The sequence below is a fragment of the Methylobacterium sp. D53M genome (genome assembly GCF_053345625.1).
In genome coordinates this window covers 802982-821011 of the sequence record NZ_JBKFAL010000001.1, presented here as the reverse complement: position 1 = coordinate 821011, position 18030 = coordinate 802982, and the positions used below count along the sequence as shown (strand labels likewise).

The following is an 18030-nucleotide window of genomic DNA, read 5'->3' as shown; positions in this document are numbered from 1 at the left end:
ACCGAGCCCGTGTGCGCCACCGCACCGCGAGGGCGCCCGCCGCTCACCGGCGGCCGAGGCGCTCCGCCAGCGCGAGGCACTCCTTGCGGAGTTCCGGATCCTCGATGCGCGAGAAGGCGGTCAGCAGGGCGGCGCATTCCGCGGCGCTCGGGCCGCCGGCTGCCGGGGACCCCGGCGGCCCGCGGAAGATCGAGACCGGGACGTTCAGCGCGTGGGCGATCTGGCGAAGCAGCACTTCCCGCTCGTGAGCGGATTTCGCCGTGCCGTCGAGATCGAATCCGCCCGCGTCCGTCATGATCTCTTCGAAACCAGTCCTTCGGCCGAGCTCGGATGCACGGGATGCCCACAGACGCTGCTCACGCGGCGCGCGGCACGACCATCCACACTTTCTCGGCGGGTGCAACCTACCGTTATGGTATCAGCTTGGCAGGGCCGCACTGTCCAGAACGCGCGGACAGCCACCCCGGACCGAGATCTTGTGCCGCTCATCTGTAATCGGCGAAGTCGGTTCAGCCTCCGTTCCGAATCAACATCCAGAAATACAATTGCCGGTAGCATGGTTCCGGCACTAGGCCGCTCGCCGAAGCGTGATCAGCGCGGCCAGGCCGATCAGGGTCGCTGCACCGAGGATCCGGCGCCAGGGATTCACGCCGCGCAGGAGCTCGTCGATCGCCCACCATGTCAACGCGATATCGGCCCCGAAGGACAGAGAGGAGGCCGGCAGCCAGGGGGCCAGCTCTCCCCTGTCCCGGGCCAGCCAGGCCGCGAGGCTCAGGCCCGCGAAGAGCCAGAGCGGCAGGTTCGGCCACTGCGCCACGGTGATCGCGCCGGTGGTCCTGTCGCGAAACATCCAGTCGACGGCCCGCCCGAAGGTCGTGCGCGGACGTGGGGACATGGCTCGAACCTTCGTGAGTTCCGGCCGGCGCAGATCGTGCCGCCCCGCCGGACCAGAATGAGCCGACGGCTCCGGAAGAGGTCTTAACACATCGGTAACGTTAGCAAACGGAAACCGTCGGTAAATCCCTAACGGATCCTGAAAGGACTCGCGAAAAATTCGTTAATCTGGTGATCATCGGTCATCGGAACGGCGGCCAATCAGCCGAACATCGAGGATCGATCATGAGCGCCCGTCTCGAAGACCTGAAGTTCATGCTGACGCTCAGCGCCGTGGTCCTGCTCGGCAGCGGCCTCGACGTCATCCTGCGCTGATTGCGCCAATCAACCCGGCCCGCGGCGCCGCGCCGCCGGACGTGAAGGCGCGTCCGAGCGCCGCGCGGGCGGCCGACGGACGAGCCTCCGGAGCACCGCCCCGGCCGGTCGTGTACGGGACGGCGATCAGCCGCGCGGCAGCGTCCGCGGGACGGCGCATCCCCCCGATCTCGACAATCGGGATCTGTCCGGAGCGAAGGAAGCTCCGCAAGTCCGCGGCCCGCGCCCGCCGCTCCGTCCGCATCTTGAGCACGGCGATCACGAGGCCGGCCAGCCCGGCCGCCTCCAAGAACGCCGCGACCACGTAGCCCGCAGCCATCCGCTTCCACCAACTGTATCGAGGAGAGGCCGCCCTCGCGGCGGCCGCCACCGATCTGCGGGGTCATGGTTAGCGGGGCCTTAACGGCTGCGTAGAAGTCCGCAGATCGCGCCGGCGTCGACACTCGCCACCCGCGTCCGGGGCGCGGTGCGAGCCTTTCTCGCGCAACGACGATCGGGCGCCGCGCAGGGTCCGCGCGTCGCGCCCGGGAGTCCCTTCGGGAAGCCGTGAGGCTCCGCCGGAGCGCTACCACATGTCGAGGGCGACGCGGGCCTCGTCCGACATGCGGCTCTGGTCCCACGGCGGGTCGAAGACCATGGTCACCGCGCAGGACTGGACCCCGGGCACGGCGGACACGGCGTTCTCGACCCAGCCGGGCATCTCGCCCGCGACCGGGCAGCCGGGCGCCGTGAGGGTCATGTCGATCGCGACGACGCGATCGTCGCCGATATCGACCTTGTAGATCAGCCCGAGCTCGTAGATGTCGGCCGGAATCTCGGGATCGTAGACCGTCTTCAGCGCCGCGACGATGTCGTCGGTCAGGCGGTCCAGTTCCGCCTGCGGGATCGTCGAGTCGCCGGCGACGTCGGGGGCGTTCTTGCCGCCCGTGATGGTGGCGTCGGTGCTCATCGCTTCACTCTCCCCGGGCCCGCGCGGGCGGGACCAGCCTCATCCCAGTATCAGGTGAACAGCATTTCTGCTCTGCCGAGCGCCTCGGCAAGGGCATCGATCTCGGCGGTCGTGTTGTAAAGCCCGAACGAGGCGCGGCAGGTCGAGGTGACGCCGAAGCGGTTGAGCAGCGGCATCGCGCAGTGGGTCCCGGCCCGCACCGCCACGCCCTGCCGGTCGATCACCGTGGCGATGTCGTGGGCGTGCGCGCCCTTCATCTCGAAGGCGATCACGCCGCCCTTGCCCGGTGCGGTGCCGATGAGGCGCAGGGCATTCATCGCGCCGAGGCGCTCCTGCGCGTAGGCCGTGAGCTTCGCCTCGTGGGCGGCGATCGCGTCGCGCCCGAGATTCATCATGTACTCGAGCGCGGCGCCGAGACCGACCGCCTCGATGATGGCCGGGGTGCCGGCCTCGAACCGGTGGGGCGGATCGTTGTAGGTGATCGCGTCCTCGCTCACCGTCCGGATCATCTCGCCGCCGCCCTGGTAGGGCGGCAGGCGCTCCAGCCATTCCTTCTTGCCGTAGAGCACGCCGATCCCGGTCGGGCCGTAGACTTTGTGGCCGGTGAAGACGAAGAAGTCGCAATCGAGCGCCCGCACGTCGACGGGCTGGTGCACCGCGCTCTGGGCCCCGTCGAGCAGCACCGGCACGCCGTGGGCGTGGGCGATGCGCACGATCTCGGCCGCGGGCGTCACCGTGCCGAGCACGTTCGACATGTGGGTGATCGCCACCATCTTGGTCCGCGGCGAGAACAGCTTCTCGTATTCCTCGACCAGGAAATTGCCCTCGTCGTCCACCGGCGCCCACTTGATCACGGCGCCCCGGCGCTCGCGCAGGAAGTGCCAGGGCACGATGTTGGAGTGGTGCTCCATGATCGAGAGGATGATCTCGTCCCCCTCCCCGATCAGGCCGGCCCAGCCCATCGACGAGGCCACGAGGTTGTAGGCCTCGGTGGCGTTGCGGGTGAAGATGATCTCGTCCGTCGAGGCGGCGTTGAGGAACTGGCGCGTGGTCTCGCGCGCGCCCTCGAAGCCCTCGGTGGCGGCGTTGGCCATGTAGTGCAGGCCGCGATGGACGTTGGCGTAGCCGGTCTCCATGCAGGCGACCATCGCGTCGATCACCTGCCGGGGCTTCTGCGCGGAGGCGGCGTTGTCGAGGTAGACGAGCGGCTTGCCGTAGACCTGCTGCGCCAGGATCGGGAAATCCTTCCGGATCGCCGCGACGTCGTAGGCGGGGGTGAGGACGGGTGCGTTCATGGTCGCGACCTTCCGAAGACTTCGCCGATCCCGGGAACAGCCCTCATCCCGAGGTGCCGGAGCGAAGCGGAGGCCTCGAAGGAGGCCTCCAGCTGGCGTTGCGATCCCTGGATCCCGCTCATCAGGGCCCGCTGCCGCGGCGCCCTCGGGACGGGATCAGGTTTCGAGGAGGGCCGGTCCGCGGAGCGGGACCGGCCGGGACGATCAGCCGCGCGCCTTCAGCCAGGCCTCGATCTCGCCGATGAGCGCCGCGCGGGCCTCCTCGTGCGTGACCGCCTCCACGGCCTCGCCGACGAAGGCCTGCACGAGCAGGCTCTCGGCGGTCGCGCGCGGCAGGCCGCGGGCCATCAGGTAGAACAGCAGGTCCTCGTCCGGCGCGCCGCAGGTGGCCCCGTGGCCGCAGGCGACGTCGTCGGCGAAGATCTCCAGCTCCGGCTTGTTCATCATCTGCCCCTCGTCGGTGAGGAGAAGGCAGTCGGACTTCATCTTGCCGTCGGTCTGCTGGGCAGCCTGACGGACGATGATCTTGCCCTGGAACACGCCGGTGGCGTCGCCGTCGATGATCCACTTGAACTGCTCGCGGCCGACGCCGCCGACCGCGGCATGGTCGGCGAGCAGCGTCGAGTCGGCGAGCTGACCCTTGCGCAGCATCGCGGCGCCGTTGACCACGACGTTGGTGTCGTCGCCCGCGACGTGGACGAAGATCTGGTGGCGCGACAGGACCGCTCCGGTCACGAGGTTCACGGTCTCGACCTGACCCTCCGCCTCGACCTTGAGCGACAGGGTCGAGAGCGCGATGGCGGCGTCGCCCTGCTTGTTCAGGCGGGTGTGCCGGAAGGCGGCCTTGGGGCCGACCACCACGTCGAGGGCGTCGTTCGGCTGGCAGGTGAGCCCGTCCGGACCCTCGTGGCTCTCCAGGAGACCGAACTCCGCGCCCTCGCCGATCTGGACGAGCACGCGGGTCGCCGTCGAGAACGGCGTGTTTCCGGCGCCCACGAAGCGCAGGTGCAGCGGCCGCGCCGGCTTCGCGCCGGGCGCCACCGTGATCAGCGCGCCGTCCGCCAGGAAGGCGGTGTTGAGCTGGTAGACCGGGTTCTCCCGGGCCTGCGCTACCGGCGCGAGCTGCTTCAGGTCGACATGCGCCTTCGTCAGCGCCTCGGACATCGCGACGACCGTGACGCCCTCGGGGATCCGGTCGAGATCCGACAGCTCGCGGACGAGATGGCCGTTCACGAAGGTCAGGCGCGCGGCCTCGATGCCGGAGAAGCCCTTCGCCCCGGCGACGGCCGCCCGAGCGGCGTCGAGGCTCGGCGCCTCGGCCGGGGGCGCGGCCTCGGTGATGGCGGCGCGCAGGTCCGTGTACTTGAAGGCCTCGACCCGCCGGCTCGGCAGGCCGGTCGCCTCGAAGAAGCGGAAGGCCTCCTCGCGGGCGATCGCCTTCTCGCTGGCGAAGCTCTGGCGGGCCGACTCGAACAGCTTCGACAGGCCGGCCTCGGCGGGGGAGCGGAGGTTCGTGACGTCGGCCATGGCTCAGGCCGCCTCCCCGGTGCGGTACTCGGCGTAGCCCGAGGCCTCGAGCTCGAGGGCGAGCTCCTTGCCGCCGGTCTTCACGATCTGGCCCTTCGACATGACGTGCACGGTGTCGGGCACGATGTGGTTGAGCAGGCGCTGGTAGTGGGTGATCACCAGGAACGAGCGGCCCTGGTCGCGGAGCGCGTTCACGCCCTCGGAGACGATCCGCAGGGCGTCGATGTCGAGGCCGGAATCGGTCTCGTCGAGCACGCAGAACTTCGGCTGCAGCAGCGCCATCTGGAGGATCTCCATGCGCTTCTTCTCGCCGCCGGAGAAGCCGACGTTGAGGGCGCGCTTGAGCATCTCCTTGTTGATCTCGAGCTTGTCGGCCGCGCCGTTCACCGCGCGGATGAAGTCCGGGGTCGACAGCTCGGCCTCGCCGCGCGCCTTGCGCTGCGCGTTCAGGCAGGCCTTGAGGAAGGTCATGGTGCCGACGCCGGGGATCTCCAGCGGGTACTGGAAGGCCAGGAAGATGCCGGCCGCGGCGCGCTCGTCGGCGGCCATCTCCAGAACGTTCTGCCCGTCGAGCAGGATCTCGCCGTCGAGAACCTCGTAATCCTCCTTGCCGGCGATGACGTAGGAGAGGGTCGACTTGCCCGAGCCGTTCGGGCCCATGATCGCCGCGACCTCGCCGTCGTTCACGGTCAGGTTGAGGCCGTTCAGGATGCGGTTGTCCTCGATCTGCACGACGAGGTTCTTGATTTCCAGCATGTCAGTCCAAGTCCTTCAAAACCATTCGTCCCGCATCGCCCGCAGGAACGCGGCGCTCCCGGCCGGGTAGCCGGAGAGGTCGCCGATCACCGCGTCGATGCCGCATCGGGGACAGAGGGCGGTGCCCTCATCGGCGATCCAGCCCGCGATCTCGTCCGGCGCGAAAACCTCGAGGCAGAAGAAGCATCCGCACAGGACGCTGCTCCTGACCTCGTCGGCGTGCCGCGCGCTGTGCCGATGGGCCGCGCGCAGCACGTCGTCGTCGTATCCGCCCAGGCGGTCAGCCCACCGAGCCTTCCAGGCTGATCGAGATCAGCTTCTGCGCCTCGACGGCGAACTCCATGGGCAGCTGCTGCAGCACGTCCCGGACGAAGCCGTTGACGATGAGCGCGGTCGCCTCCTCCTCGGAGAGGCCGCGCTGCTGGCAGTAGAACTTCTGCTCCTCGGAAATCTTCGAGGTCGTCGCTTCGTGCTCGAAGACGGCCGAGGCGTTCTTCGACTCGATGTAGGGCACGGTGTGCGCGCCGCACTGGTCGCCGATCAGCAGGGAGTCGCAGTTCGTGAAGTTGCGCGCGCCCTTGGCCTTCCGGTGCGCCGAGACGAGGCCCCGGTAGGTGTTCTGCGACCGGCCGGCCGAGATGCCCTTCGAGATGATCCGGCTCGTCGTGTTCTTGCCGAGATGGATCATCTTGGTGCCGGAATCGACCTGCTGCATGCCGTTCGACACCGCGATCGAGTAGAACTCGCCGCGGGAATCGTCGCCGCGCAGGATGCAGGACGGGTACTTCCAGGTGATCGCCGAGCCGGTCTCGACCTGGGTCCACGAGATCTTCGAGCGGGCGCCGCGGCAATCGCCGCGCTTCGTCACGAAGTTGTAGATGCCGCCCTTGCCCTCGTTGTCACCCGGGTACCAGTTCTGAACGGTCGAGTACTTGATCTCGGCATCGTCCAGGGCGACGAGTTCGACCACCGCGGCGTGGAGCTGGTTGTCGTCGCGCTTCGGGGCGGTGCAGCCCTCAAGGTACGAGACGTAGGAGCCCTTGTCGGCGATGATCAGCGTGCGCTCGAACTGGCCGGTGTCGCGCTCGTTGATGCGGAAGTAGGTCGACAGCTCCATCGGGCAGCGCACGCCCGGCGGGATGTAGACGAACGACCCGTCGGAGAAGACGGCCGAGTTCAGCGTCGCGAAGAAGTTGTCGGTCACCGGCACGACCGAGCCGAGGTACTTCTGCACCAGCTCGGGGTGCTCGCGCACCGCCTCGGAGATCGGCATGAAGATCACGCCGGCCTTCTCCAGCTCCTTCTTGAAGGTGGTGGCAACCGAGACCGAATCGAACACGGCGTCGACCGCGACCCGGCGCTCGGGCGCGATGCCCTCCAGCACCTCGACTTCGCGCAGCGGGATGCCGAGCTTCTCGTAGGTCTTCAGGATCTCGGGATCGATCTCGTCGAGCGATTCCGGCCCCTGCCGCTTCGGGGCGGCGTAGTAGTAGATGTCGTTGTAGTCGACCTTGTCGTAGGAGACGCGGGCCCACTCCGGCTCCTTCATGGTGAGCCAGCGCCGGTAGGCGTCGAGGCGCCACTCCAGCAGCCACGCGGGCTCGTTCTTCTTGGCCGAGATGAAGCGGACGACGTCCTCGGAGATGCCCTTCTCGGACTTCTCCATCTCGATCGTGGTCTCGAACCCGTACTTGTACTGGTCGAGGTCGATCGAGCGGACCCGGTCGATGGTTTCCTGCACAGCAGGCATCAGCGTCTCCTAGGCATCTCCGGCGTCAAGGACCGGGAAGCGTCTGTCGGAAAGCGGGGGTGCGGCGCTCAGGCCGCCTGGCCTCGCCGTCTATATAGGGTCTCCACGACCCGTTCGAAGGCGTCGAGGAAGCATGCCACCTCCTCGTCCACCGTGTTCCAGCCGAGGCTGACGCGCAGCGCCCCCCCGGCGAGGTCGGAACCGACGCCCATCGCGGCGAGCGTCGCCGAGCGCGCGACCTTGCCCGACGAGCAGGCCGAGCCCGACGACACCGCCACGCCGGCGAGGTCGAGGGCGATCAGGGCCGAGGGCGCGTCGAGCCCCGGGACCGAGAAACTCAGAGTGTTGGGCAGGCGCGACGCTCCGGCGGCGAACACCACCGCGTCCGGCGCCATGGTGCGCACGCCAGCCTCGATCCGGTCCCGAAGGGCGGAGAGGCGCGCGGCCTCCGCGTCGAGCGCCGCGCGGGCGATCCGGGCAGCCTCACCCATGCCGACGATGGCCGGCAGGCACTCGGTGCCGCAGCGCAGCCGCCGCTCCTGGCCGCCCCCGCGCAGGAAGGCGCTCTCCAGGCTGACGCCCTCGGCCAGGACCAGCGCGCCGACCCCCTTGGGCGCCGCGAACTTGTGGCCCGAGAGGGTCAGCGCGTCGAGGCCGAGCGCCGCCATGTCGAGGGGGATCTTGCCGGCCGCCTGTACGGCGTCGCTGTGGACCAGGGTCCGGCCGTGCGCCCGCGCCAGGCCGACGATCTCGGCCAGCGGCTGCACCGCGCCGGTCTCGTTGTTGGCGGCATGGACCGAGAGGAGCAGGGTCTCGTCGGCGAGAGCACCCAGGCGCGCCTCCAGGGCGGCGAGATCGACCACGCCGTCGGCGGTGACCGGGACTTCCTCGACGGCCGCGTCCGGGAACCGGTGACCGGCGGCGACGCAGGGATGCTCCGTGGCGGAGTGGAGCAGCCGCCTCGGGGCCGCCACGCCGCCGCGACGGAGGGCGCCCGACAGGACCGCGTTCGCCGCCTCGGTCCCGCCGCTGGTGAAGACGACCTGCTCGGGCCGGGCGTTCACGAGCGCCGCCACCTGGGTGCGGGCCGCTTCGAGGGCGGCCCGGGCCGCCCGTCCCTCCGCGTGGATCGAGGACGGGTTCCCGGGGAGCATGAGCGCGCGCGCGACCGCCTCCGCGACGTCCGGGCGGACCGGTGCGGTGGCGTTGTAGTCGAGATAGGCGCGTGCCCGGCTCATCCGCGTTCCGTTAAGCCCTCTGCTGCGGCGCGTCACAATTCCTTGCCCGCGCGCCGGCTCGCCGTGCTAAGGCGCGCCGAGACAATGAGATCCCGCCGACCCGGCACGGTCGGCGTGGCAGCCAACGCGGTGCTTCGGACGGGTTGTTTAGAATAGTTCTAATCGCCTAGAACTGTTCTAAGACTGCTTTTATGGTGCGCGCGCGACGAGTCAAGGCTGCTGCGCCGCCGGGTCGATAGCCCGGCGGGCGATCTCCGGAGCGAGAGACGAGCGATGCCCGAAGTGATCTTCACCGGCCCGGCCGGCCGCCTGGAAGGCCGTTACCAAGCTCCCAAGAAGCGCGGCGCGCCGATCGCCATCATCCTGCACCCGCACCCCCAGTTCGGGGGCACGATGAACAATCAGATCGTGTACAACCTGTTTTACACGTTCGCCAATCGCGGTTTCGCGGCCCTGCGCTTCAATTTCCGCGGGGTCGGACGCAGCCAGGGGTCATTCGACCACGGCTCGGGCGAGCTGTCGGACGCCGCGGCCGCCCTCGACTGGGTGCAGTCGGTCAACCCGGAGGCGAAGTCCTGCTGGATCGCGGGCGTGTCCTTCGGCTCGTGGATCGGGATGCAGCTCCTGATGCGCCGCCCCGAGATCGAAGGCTTCATCTCCATCGCCGCCATGGCGAACCGCTACGACTTCACCTTCCTGGCCCCCTGCCCCTCCTCCGGCCTGTTCGTGCACGGCTCCGAGGACCGCGTGGCGCCCGCCCGCGAGGTCATGCCGGTAATCGAGAAGGTGAAGACCCAGAAGGGCGTCATCATCGAGCACCAGATGGTCGAGGGCGCCAACCATTTCTTCGACGGCAAAGTCGAGGAACTGACCCAGACGGTCGACACCTACCTCGACAAGCGCCTCGGCAAGCGCGAGGAGGCGGCCTGACGGATCCGGCCCCGCGCCTTGACGGGGGGAGCCCCGGAGGAATAGGGCGCGGGTTTCGGAATTGAGACGCACCTTCGCAGGTCTGATGTCAGATAGCCCGTCCGACCATCCCGTCGTTCTCCTGGTGGAAGATGACGGCCTCCTTCTGATGGAGGCCTCGGACACCCTCGCGGATGCCGGCTTCACCGTCGTCGAGGCGACGCATGCCGACAAGGCGCTGAAGGTCCTGGAGAACCGCGACGACGTCGGCGTCCTGATGACCGACGTCGACATGCCGCAGGGATCGATGGACGGCTTCGCCCTGGCCCGCCTCGTCGCGCATCGCTGGCCCTCGATACCCGTGCTGGTGGTATCGGGCATGGGCACGCCCGGTCCCAACGACATGCCGGAGGGCGCCCGGTTCATCCCGAAGCCCTACGAGCCGACCACCCTGGTCCGGACCCTGCAGGCCTTCATCCGCCGCGCGGCTTGACGCACGGATCCGCTCGGGCTGACACCCGGTCCGGGCCCTGAACACCCGACCGAGAGCCATGACGGACAAGAATCGACCGCACCGCTTCGCGACCCGGGCCATACACGCCGGCGCGGCGCCCGATCCCGCCACGGGTGCCCGGGTCCAGCCGATCTACTTCACCAACGGCTTCGTCTTCGACTCGACCGAGCAGGCCGCCGACATCTTCGCGGGCCGCCGGACCGGCTTCTCCTACTCGCGCGGATCCAACCCGACGGTCGCCGCGCTGGAGCGCCGGATCGCCGATCTGGAAGGCGCGAAGGCGGGTGTGGCGGTGTCCTCCGGACAGTCGGCCATGCAGCTCATTCTGATGACGCTGTTGAAGAGCGGCGACGCCTACGTCGCGTCGCCGCGCCTGTTCGGCGGGTCGCTCGGCCTGATGCGCCGGCTTGATGGGCGCTACGACCTGAAGCCGCGCTTCGCGCGCGGTATGGCCCCGGAGGATTTCGAGGCGGCGATCACCCCGGACTGCCGGGCCATCTTCTGCGAATCGATCGTGAACCCCTGCGCGTCGGTGGTGGACCTCGACGGCATCGCCGCGGTGGCCCGCCGCCACAACCTGCCGCTCGTCGTCGACAACACCCTCGCCTCGCCGGCCCTGATCCGGCCGATCGAGCACGGCGCCGACATCGTCTGGCACTCCACCTCGAAGTTCCTGAGCGGCTCCGGCCAGACCATCGGCGGCGTGATCTGCGACGCCGGCCGCTTCGACTGGGCGAAGGCCGGTGGCTACAACCTGATCACCGAGCCCTGGCCGGACTACGACGGGCTGGTGCTCACCGAGGCCTTCCCGGCGACCCCCTTCGCGGCGGCGTGCCGGTTCTTCGGCCTGCGGGACCTCGGGCCCGGCCTGTCGCCGATGAACGCGTTCCTGACGCTGATGGGGATCGAGACCCTGCCGCTGCGCATGGAGCGTCACTGCGCCAACGCCCGGGCGGTGGCGGCCTTCCTGAAGGATCACCCGGCCGTGGCCTGGGTGAGCTACCCGATGTTGCCGGGCCAGACCGGCGAGGACCTCGCCCGCCGCTACACCCCGGACGGGCCGGGCTCGATCTTCACCTTCGCGCTGAAGGGCGGCGAGCCGGCGGCGCTGCGGTTCATCGCCGGCCTGGAGCTGATCTCGCACCTGGTGAACATCGGCGAGATCAAGTCGCTGGCGATCCACCCGTCCTCGACCACGCACCGGCAGCTGCCGGAGCACGAGAAGGCCGCCGCGCAGGTCGGGCCCGAGACCGTGCGGTTGTCGATCGGGCTGGAGAACGAGGCCGACCTCATCGCCGATCTCCAGCAGGCGCTGGATCGCCTCCTCTAGTCCGTCATCGCGAGCGCGGCGAAGCGACCCAGAGCCGCGCGATCTCGACGATCGTGAGGCCGCTGGATTGCTTCGCGCTGCCCGCGAGGACGGCCACGGCGGGCAGGGATTGGCCGCAACCGGGACGGCCTCAGCGCCGCCGCTCCAAGATCGACACGTAGTTGGCGACCGCCGCGCCGCCCATGTTGAAGATCCCGGCGAGCTCCGCCCCGGGCACCTGCATCTCACCGGCCTCGCCCATGAGCTGGAGGCAGGCCATGACGTGCATCGACACGCCGGTCGCCCCCACAGGATGACCCTTGGCCTTCAACCCGCCGGACGGGTTGATCGGCAGCCGGCCGCCCTTCTCGGCGAGTCCCTCGCGCACCACGCGAAAACCCTCGCCCGGGGCGGCGAGACCCATCGCCTCGTACTCGATCAGCTCGGCGATCGTGAAGCAGTCGTGGGTCTCCACGAAGGAGAGGTCCTCGTTGGCGATCCCGGCCTGGGCCCGCGCCCTCTCCCAGGCCATTCGCGCGCCCTTGAACTCTGCCGGGTCGCGGCGGGACAGGGGGAGAATGTCGTTGACGTGCGCGCGCGCGCGGAAGCCGATCGCCCGCTCCAGGCCCTCGGCGGTCTCGGCATCGGCCACCACAAGCGCCGCCGCCCCGTCAGAGATCAGCGAGCAGTCCGTGCGCCGCAGGGGGGCGGCGACGTAGGGGTTCTTGTCCGAGACCCGGTTGCAGAAGTCGAAGCCGAGGTCCTTGCGCAACTGCGCGTAGGGGTTGCCGACGCCGTTGCGGTGGTTCTTGGCGGCGATGCGGGCCAGCTCCTCACTGCGGTCGCCGTAGCGCTGGAAGTAGCCCGCCGCGATCCGCCCGAACACGCCCGCGAAGCCGCCCTCGATATCGGCCTCCTCCTTCCGGTAGGAGGCGCCCAGCAGGATGTCGCCGGTCTCTGCGACGGTCTTGGCCGTCATTTTCTCGGCGCCGATCACCAGGGCCACGCGGCCGCGGCCGCTGTCGACGAAGTCGAGGGCCGCGTAGAGCGCCGCCGACCCGGTGGCGCAGGCGTTCTCCAGGTGGGTCGCCGGCGCGTGGGCGAGGCCCGGCCGGTTCACCGCCACCAGCGAGCCCTCGAAGCCCTGCTTCGAGAAGCCGGTGTTCATCGAGCCCACGTAGATGCCGTCGACCTGCGACTCCTCGACGCCGGCATGGGCTAGCGCCTCCCCCGAGACCCGGGCGATCAGCCCCTCGACATCGGGCTCCTCGAGCTTGCCGAAGGGGGTGTGGGCCCAGCCCACGATGCAGGCGCGCGTCATCCGGTGACCTCCCGTGTGTGGACAGGACGATGGGCCCGCCACGGCCGCCGATCAAGACATACGCGGATTGTTCGACGCGCCGGACACGCCGGACGAAACCCGCCCGGGCCCGGCTCAGCGCAGGTGAAAGGCCACCCACGCGACGCCGACAAGCACTAGCGCGGTCAGCAGCCCCCGGGCGAGCGCGCGTCGGCGGTGTCTCACGGGGCGAACAGCTCCGGGTGGCGTGCGCGGAGCGCCAGGACCAGGGTGAGCGTCTTGAGGTCGGTGATCTCGGCGCGGTCGGCGCGGGCGGCGAGCTCGGCCAGCGGCATCTCGACCACCCGGATGTTCTCGTGCTCGCCCTCGGCCCCGCCGCCCGCCTCCGCGCGATCCGCCCGGCCGTAGGGCGCGAGGTAGAGATGGATCTTCTCGGTGGTCAGACTGGCGCAGGAATAGGTGGCGCCGACGAACTCGAGCGCCCGCAGGCGAAGGCCCACCTCCTCCAGCGCCTCCCGGCGGGCGTTCTCCTCCGGGCTGCCGGCGTCGATCAGGCCCGCCGGCGCCTCCAGCTGGACCTGCTCGCCGGCCGCGAAAAGCGGCGGCACCCGCAGCTCGCGCACGAGCGTCGCGACCTTCCGCTCCGGGTCGTAGGGCAGGATCCCGACCGAGTCGCCGTGGTCCTCGATCTCGCGCTCGACGACGGCCCCGTCGGCGAGGCGCACCCGCGCGATCCCGAAGCGGCTCCAGCCCTCGTGGACGAAGCGGATAGTGAGGATCTCGGCTTTCATGTGCACGCCCACTCCTCATCGCCTTACACGGAACCGTGTCCCCGGGTTCCGGGAACGCCGGCGCCCGCGGCCACGTTTGGTCGGACACGCGCATGGTCACGCTTCCGCGGGGCGCGCCGGTCAGGATCGATGCGGGCAGGATCGACGCAGGCAGGACCGATCGGCGGGCTCGGGAAGCGTTCGCGGCGCGACGGCGCAGCGATCTGGGTCGTCCTCGCCCTCATCTACATGGTCTTCGCCGGCTCGGTGAGCCTGAACGAGGGGATGGCCGCCGTCGGCTGCGCCAGTCTCGGCACGCTCTGGTGGTGGGGCGTCGGACGGCGCGGCGGGCTGCGCTTCCGCTTCGACCGTGAGGCGCTCCGCCCGCTCGGCCCCGCCATCCGCGACATGCCGCGTCAGAGCGCCCGCGTCGGGCTGCACCTCCTGCGCGCGGTCCTCGGTCGCGCCGGCGGCGGCGCGACCCGGGAGCGGAGCGCCGCCGAGATCGCCTGGGCCACGCCGGAGGGCGAGGCGGCGCCGGCGGCGCGGGCGGTCGGGTTGCTGGCCGCGTCGCTCGCCCCCGACAGCTACGTGCTCACCCTCGACCGCGCGCACGGAACCGTGGTGACGCACGGCCTGGAGGAGGCGCGATGAGCGTCTGGACGGTCGCCATCCTGGCGCTGCTGCCGCCGCTCGCGGTGGCCGCGGCGCTCGCGTGGCGGGGCAGACCCGGCCAGCGTTTCGCCGCCTACCAGCTCGCCGGCAGCGTCACGGTCCTGATCCTGACGCTGATGGCCTTCGCCACCGACCAGGCGTCGATCACCGATCTCGCCCTCACCCTGGTCCTGCTCAACCTGCCCGGCACGATGCTGCTCGCGGTCTTCCTAGAGCGCTGGATATGAGCGTCGCGATCGGCTCGGTCCTGGCCCTTGCCGTGGCAGCCGCGTGGCTCGCGGCCCTCGCCCTCTGGCGCCTGCCCCGGGCGCTCGACCGGATGCACGCCGTCGCGTTCCTGAACGTGGCGGCCGCGATCCTCGTGACGGTGGCGGCCTTCCTCGCGGACGGCGTCTCCGGGCGCTCGCTCAAGATCCTGGTGATGATGGTGGTGTTCCTCGCCTGGGCGGCGGTGCTGTCGCACGTCTCCGGCCGGGCCGTGTTGATGCGCGAGGGCCGCTCGGCATGACGGTCATCCTGCCGCTGCTCTTCCTGCTCACCGCGGTCTCCGGCACCGCCGTGGTCCTCGTGCGCGACCCCGCGCGGCAGGTCTTCGCCATCGCGGTCAACGGGCTCATCCTGGCGATCCTGTTCGACGCCCTCCAGGCCCCCGACGTCGCGCTCTCGGAGCTGGCGGTCGGTTCGGCGGCGGTGCCGCTCCTCTTCCTCGTGGCCCTGATGGCCGTGCGGACGCAGCCGCCCGAGGAGGAATCGTGAGCCCGCGCGCCCGCGTCGCGCTCCTGGCCGTCGCGGGCCTCGTCCTCCTCCCGGGCGCGGCCGCGGTGATCGCCGGCCTGCCGCCCTTCGGATCGACGATCGCCCAGTACGGTGCGCGCATCAACGCGATCACCCCGGAGGCGCGGCACGTCGCCAACATGGTGAGCGCGATCAACTTCGACCTGCGCGGCCTCGACACGCTCGGCGAGGAATTCATGCTGCTCGCCGCCATCACCGGCACTGTGGTGCTGCTGCGCGGACACCGCGGCGAGGGTACCACCGAGCGTGCCATGCGCCGGCCCGGCCGCGCCGTGATCCCGCGCTCGGAGGCGACGGTGCTCGCGTGCCGGATCGCCGGGCCGCTGACCTGCCTGTTCGGCCTTTACGTGGTGCTGCACGCCACCGTCACCCCCGGCGGTGGCTTCCAGGGCGGCGTGATCCTCGCCTCCGGGACCCTGCTGATCTACCTCGGCGAGGGCTATTCCGGCTGGCGCGACGCGGTCCACAGCCACTGGCTCGACGCCATGGAGGGTGGGGGCGCGCTCCTGTTCGCCCTGTGCGGACTGGCGCCGATGCTCGTGGGCGCCGCCTTCATGCAGAACATCCTGCCGCTCGGCACGTTTCGCGACCTGTTTTCCGGCGGCCTGATGCTGGTCGAGAACCTCGGCGTGGCCTTGGCGGTGACGGGTGGCTTCACCCAGCTCTTCCTGGAATTCATGGAGGAGACCCGCGAGGCCGAAGAGCCGGACGAACCCGGGGAGGAATCCGCGTGAGTGCGGTCACCAGTTTCTTGCCCTACGCGGTCGCCGCGTGGTTGTTCGGCGTCGGCCTCTACGGCATCACCACGAGCCGCAACTTCATCCACCTCGTCGGCTGCCTCGGCGTCTGCCAGTCGGCGACCTACGTGCTGCTGCTGGGCCTCGGCTATCGCTGGGGCAGTATCGCGCCGATCTTCTATGATCATCCACCGGGCACGCCGGCGGTCGATCCCGTGATGCAGGCCCTGGTGCTGACCGACATCGTCGTCGGCGCGACGCTCACCGCCCTGCTCCTCGTTCTGACGGTCCAGGCCTACAAGCGCGGCGGCAGCCTGGATCCGGAGAAGCTCCGGCCGATGCGGGCCGGGGGCAAGTCCGGCCGGAGCCAGGGTTCGAGCCAAGTCTCCGGCCAAGTTTCCAGCCAAGTCTCCGACGGTGGGCGCCAAGCCTCGTGACGTTCGCTCCCGCCGCCCTCCTGCCGCTCCCGGTCGCCATCCCGCTCGTGGTCTGTGCGGCGCTGCTCGCGACCGCGCACCTTCTGCCGGGCCGGGTGCCCGACATCCTGGCTCTGCTCGCGGCTCTCGCCGCGGCGATCCTCTCGGCCGTGATCGCCGGGCACGCGGCCGACAAGCCCCTCGTCTACTGGTTCGGGGGCTGGGAGCCGCGCGACGGCGTCCATCTCGGGATCGGCTTCTCGGTCGACGCGGCGAGCGGCTGGATCGCGGCGTTCATCGGCCTGCTCTACGCCCTGACCTTCGTGTTCGCCTGGGGCTTCTTCGACCGCACCCACGGCCACTTCCACATCCTGATGCTGCTGTTCCTGGCCGCCATGGTCGGGTTCTGCTTCACCCGGGACATGTTCAACCTGTTCGTGTGGTTCGAGGTGATGAGCGTCGCAGCTTTCGCGCTCACGGCCTATCACCTCGCGGAATCGTCGCTGTCGGGGGCCATCAATTTCACGGTGGTCAACAGCCTCGCGGGCTTCCTGATGCTCGGCGGCATCGGGCTGATCTACGCCCAGACCGGCACCCTCGATTTCGACGGCATCGCGGCCGCGGTGGCGCGGGGCGGCCGGGATCCGGTGGTGGCCGGGGCGTTCTGCCTCGTCGCGGCCGCCCTGATGATCAAGGGCGCGATCGTCCCGTTCCAGTTCTGGCTCGCCGACGCGCACGCGGTCGCGCCGAGCCCGGTCTCGGTGATCTTCTCCGGATCGATGGTCTCGCTCGGCCTGTTCGGCCTCGCGAAGGTGAGCGCCGTCGTGTTCGGCGGCTCCGATCAGGTCCAGCACGCCCTGCCGGGGCTCCTCATCGGCCTGGGCAGCTTCACCGCCCTCCTGGGCGGCTCGATGGCGCTGCTGCAGCGGCACCTCAAGCGGCTGCTCGCCTTCTCGACCATCTCGCACGCCGGCATCATGCTCACCGGCCTCGGCGCCCTCTCGGTTGACGGGACCGGCGGGATGCTCGTCTACGTGGTCGGGCACGGGCTGGTGAAGGGCGCCCTGTTCATGATCGCCGGCATCCTGCTCGCCACCCAGGCCAGCATCGACGAGATCGCCCTGCGCGGCCTCGGACGGGGGATCTGGCCCGCCGGCATCGCCATGGCCCTGGCCGGGCTGCTGCTCTGCGGCCTGCCCCTCGGCGTGCTCGACCAGGGCACGCGCCTCGTCCAGGGCGCGCTCTGCCAGCAGGGTCACGGGGTGGCGCTGGCGGCCGGTGCCATCGGCGCGGCGCTGACCGGGGCCGCGGTGCTGCGGGCCGCGGGCCGGATCTTCCTCGGCCTCGGGCCCGATCCCGGCGACGAGGCCGGCGCCCCGAGCGCGGACGAGCGCGAGAAGGCCAATCGGCCGCTCTGGCTGATGCTGGCGCCGTGCTGCCTTCTCCTCGCGCTCGATATCGGTCTGCCGGCGGCTCTCATCGAGCACGCCCTCCCGCGGGCGGCGTCGGCCTTCATGCATCGGCCGACCGTGCACGCGCTGGCGGAGGGGCCCGGCTGGCTCCCCTGGGCCTCGGTCGCCGCCGCTCTGGGCGGCGCGGGATACGGGCTGTTCCGCAGACATCTGCCCGCGTTCGTGGTCCGGCCGGTCAGCGCGACGCAATCCGCGCCGACCCGCGTGCTGGAAATGCTCCATAGCGGCTTGATCGGCGATTACGCCGCCTGGCTCGCCGTGGGCGTGGCGGCGATCGCGGCCGTGCTGGCCATCGCCTGAGCGCGCCCGTCGCCGCGCGCCTCAGCCGGCGGGCTCACGCGGGCTCGAGCCGGCACAGGCCATCGGCCAGCGGCTCGCTCGTGTATGCTTTCGGGAAACGCCTGGGGGA

The 18030-nt window shown here is 70.2% G+C and carries 22 protein-coding genes; 10 read left to right on the top strand and 12 right to left on the bottom strand.

Annotation, left to right across the window (positions count from 1 at the left end; translation table 11 throughout):
- Positions 1–43: 43 nt before the first annotated feature.
- The 10 genes from ACLBYG_RS03925 to ACLBYG_RS03880 form a co-directional block, all read right to left on the bottom strand.
- The gene (locus ACLBYG_RS03925; RefSeq protein ID WP_447680648.1) at positions 44–295 is read right to left on the bottom strand and encodes a hypothetical protein; all 252 of its coding nucleotides are present in this window, start codon (positions 293–295) and stop codon (positions 44–46) included.
- 273 nt (positions 296–568) lie between these two features.
- Entirely contained in the window at positions 569–895 is a 327-nt protein-coding gene (locus ACLBYG_RS03920) for a hypothetical protein (RefSeq protein WP_042673770.1), read from the bottom strand.
- 300 nt (positions 896–1195) lie between these two features.
- Entirely contained in the window at positions 1196–1513 is a 318-nt protein-coding gene (locus ACLBYG_RS03915) for a hypothetical protein (RefSeq protein ID WP_447680647.1), read from the bottom strand.
- A 261-nt stretch (positions 1514–1774) separates the two neighbouring features.
- On the bottom strand, positions 1775–2158 hold the full coding sequence (locus ACLBYG_RS03910) for an SUF system Fe-S cluster assembly protein (protein WP_020093409.1): 384 nt from the start codon (positions 2156–2158) through the stop codon (positions 1775–1777).
- Between the two features lie 50 nt (positions 2159–2208).
- A complete protein-coding gene (locus tag ACLBYG_RS03905; protein ID WP_447680646.1) occupies positions 2209–3453 on the bottom strand; it encodes a cysteine desulfurase in 1245 nt (414 codons plus the stop codon).
- A 204-nt stretch (positions 3454–3657) separates the two neighbouring features.
- A complete protein-coding gene (locus ACLBYG_RS03900) occupies positions 3658–4980 on the bottom strand; it encodes a SufB/SufD family protein (RefSeq protein WP_447680645.1) in 1323 nt (440 codons plus the stop codon).
- A 3-nt stretch (positions 4981–4983) separates the two neighbouring features.
- Positions 4984–5736: a Fe-S cluster assembly ATPase SufC gene (gene sufC / locus ACLBYG_RS03895; RefSeq protein WP_020093412.1), complete on the bottom strand. Its 753-nt coding sequence runs from the start codon at positions 5734–5736 to the stop codon at positions 4984–4986.
- Between the two features lie 15 nt (positions 5737–5751).
- Positions 5752–5991, bottom strand: a complete 240-nt coding sequence (locus tag ACLBYG_RS03890) for a hypothetical protein (protein ID WP_020093413.1) — start codon at positions 5989–5991, stop codon at positions 5752–5754.
- Between the two features lie 25 nt (positions 5992–6016).
- Entirely contained in the window at positions 6017–7486 is a 1470-nt protein-coding gene (gene sufB / locus ACLBYG_RS03885) for a Fe-S cluster assembly protein SufB (RefSeq protein WP_026604969.1), read from the bottom strand.
- Positions 7487–7554: 68 nt separating this feature from the next.
- A complete protein-coding gene (locus ACLBYG_RS03880) occupies positions 7555–8724 on the bottom strand; it encodes a cysteine desulfurase family protein (protein ID WP_447680644.1) in 1170 nt (389 codons plus the stop codon).
- Positions 8725–8997: 273 nt separating this feature from the next.
- Here ACLBYG_RS03880 and ACLBYG_RS03875 point away from each other — a divergent pair, with 273 nt between their 5' ends.
- From ACLBYG_RS03875 to ACLBYG_RS03865, 3 genes are all read left to right on the top strand, one after another.
- Complete coding sequence (locus ACLBYG_RS03875; RefSeq protein WP_010686946.1) at positions 8998–9654, top strand: alpha/beta hydrolase; 657 nt, start codon at positions 8998–9000, stop codon at positions 9652–9654.
- Positions 9655–9739: 85 nt separating this feature from the next.
- On the top strand, positions 9740–10126 hold the full coding sequence (locus ACLBYG_RS03870) for a response regulator (protein ID WP_026604970.1): 387 nt from the start codon (positions 9740–9742) through the stop codon (positions 10124–10126).
- Between the two features lie 58 nt (positions 10127–10184).
- Positions 10185–11477, top strand: coding sequence for an O-acetylhomoserine aminocarboxypropyltransferase/cysteine synthase family protein (locus ACLBYG_RS03865; RefSeq protein WP_447680643.1), 1293 nt, complete (start codon positions 10185–10187; stop codon positions 11475–11477).
- A 130-nt stretch (positions 11478–11607) separates the two neighbouring features.
- Here ACLBYG_RS03865 and ACLBYG_RS03860 read toward each other — a convergent pair whose 3' ends face one another.
- Complete coding sequence (locus ACLBYG_RS03860; RefSeq protein ID WP_447680642.1) at positions 11608–12777, bottom strand: acetyl-CoA acetyltransferase; 1170 nt, start codon at positions 12775–12777, stop codon at positions 11608–11610.
- Between the two features lie 200 nt (positions 12778–12977).
- On the bottom strand, positions 12978–13547 hold the full coding sequence (locus tag ACLBYG_RS03855) for an NUDIX domain-containing protein (protein ID WP_447680641.1): 570 nt from the start codon (positions 13545–13547) through the stop codon (positions 12978–12980).
- Positions 13548–13676: 129 nt separating this feature from the next.
- Here ACLBYG_RS03855 and ACLBYG_RS03850 point away from each other — a divergent pair, with 129 nt between their 5' ends.
- The 7 genes from ACLBYG_RS03850 to ACLBYG_RS03820 are packed head-to-tail and all read left to right on the top strand — an operon-like array spanning position 13677 to position 17921.
- On the top strand, positions 13677–14180 hold the full coding sequence (locus ACLBYG_RS03850) for a hypothetical protein (RefSeq protein WP_447680640.1): 504 nt from the start codon (positions 13677–13679) through the stop codon (positions 14178–14180).
- Positions 14177–14428: a monovalent cation/H+ antiporter complex subunit F gene (locus tag ACLBYG_RS03845; protein WP_012317693.1), complete on the top strand. Its 252-nt coding sequence runs from the start codon at positions 14177–14179 to the stop codon at positions 14426–14428. Before ACLBYG_RS03850 ends, ACLBYG_RS03845 begins: the two co-directional genes overlap by 4 nt.
- A complete protein-coding gene (locus tag ACLBYG_RS03840; protein ID WP_447680639.1) occupies positions 14425–14709 on the top strand; it encodes a monovalent cation/H(+) antiporter subunit G in 285 nt (94 codons plus the stop codon). The genes ACLBYG_RS03845 and ACLBYG_RS03840 overlap by 4 nt, the downstream gene beginning before the upstream one ends.
- On the top strand, positions 14706–14957 hold the full coding sequence (locus ACLBYG_RS03835) for a Na(+)/H(+) antiporter subunit B (protein ID WP_056525210.1): 252 nt from the start codon (positions 14706–14708) through the stop codon (positions 14955–14957). Before ACLBYG_RS03840 ends, ACLBYG_RS03835 begins: the two co-directional genes overlap by 4 nt.
- Positions 14954–15730, top strand: a complete 777-nt coding sequence (locus ACLBYG_RS03830) for an MnhB domain-containing protein (RefSeq protein WP_447680638.1) — start codon at positions 14954–14956, stop codon at positions 15728–15730. Before ACLBYG_RS03835 ends, ACLBYG_RS03830 begins: the two co-directional genes overlap by 4 nt.
- Positions 15727–16170, top strand: a complete 444-nt coding sequence (locus ACLBYG_RS03825) for a sodium:proton antiporter (RefSeq protein ID WP_447680637.1) — start codon at positions 15727–15729, stop codon at positions 16168–16170. Before ACLBYG_RS03830 ends, ACLBYG_RS03825 begins: the two co-directional genes overlap by 4 nt.
- On the top strand, positions 16167–17921 hold the full coding sequence (locus tag ACLBYG_RS03820) for a complex I subunit 5 family protein (RefSeq protein WP_447680636.1): 1755 nt from the start codon (positions 16167–16169) through the stop codon (positions 17919–17921). The genes ACLBYG_RS03825 and ACLBYG_RS03820 overlap by 4 nt, the downstream gene beginning before the upstream one ends.
- The last annotated feature ends 109 nt before the right edge of the window (positions 17922–18030 follow it).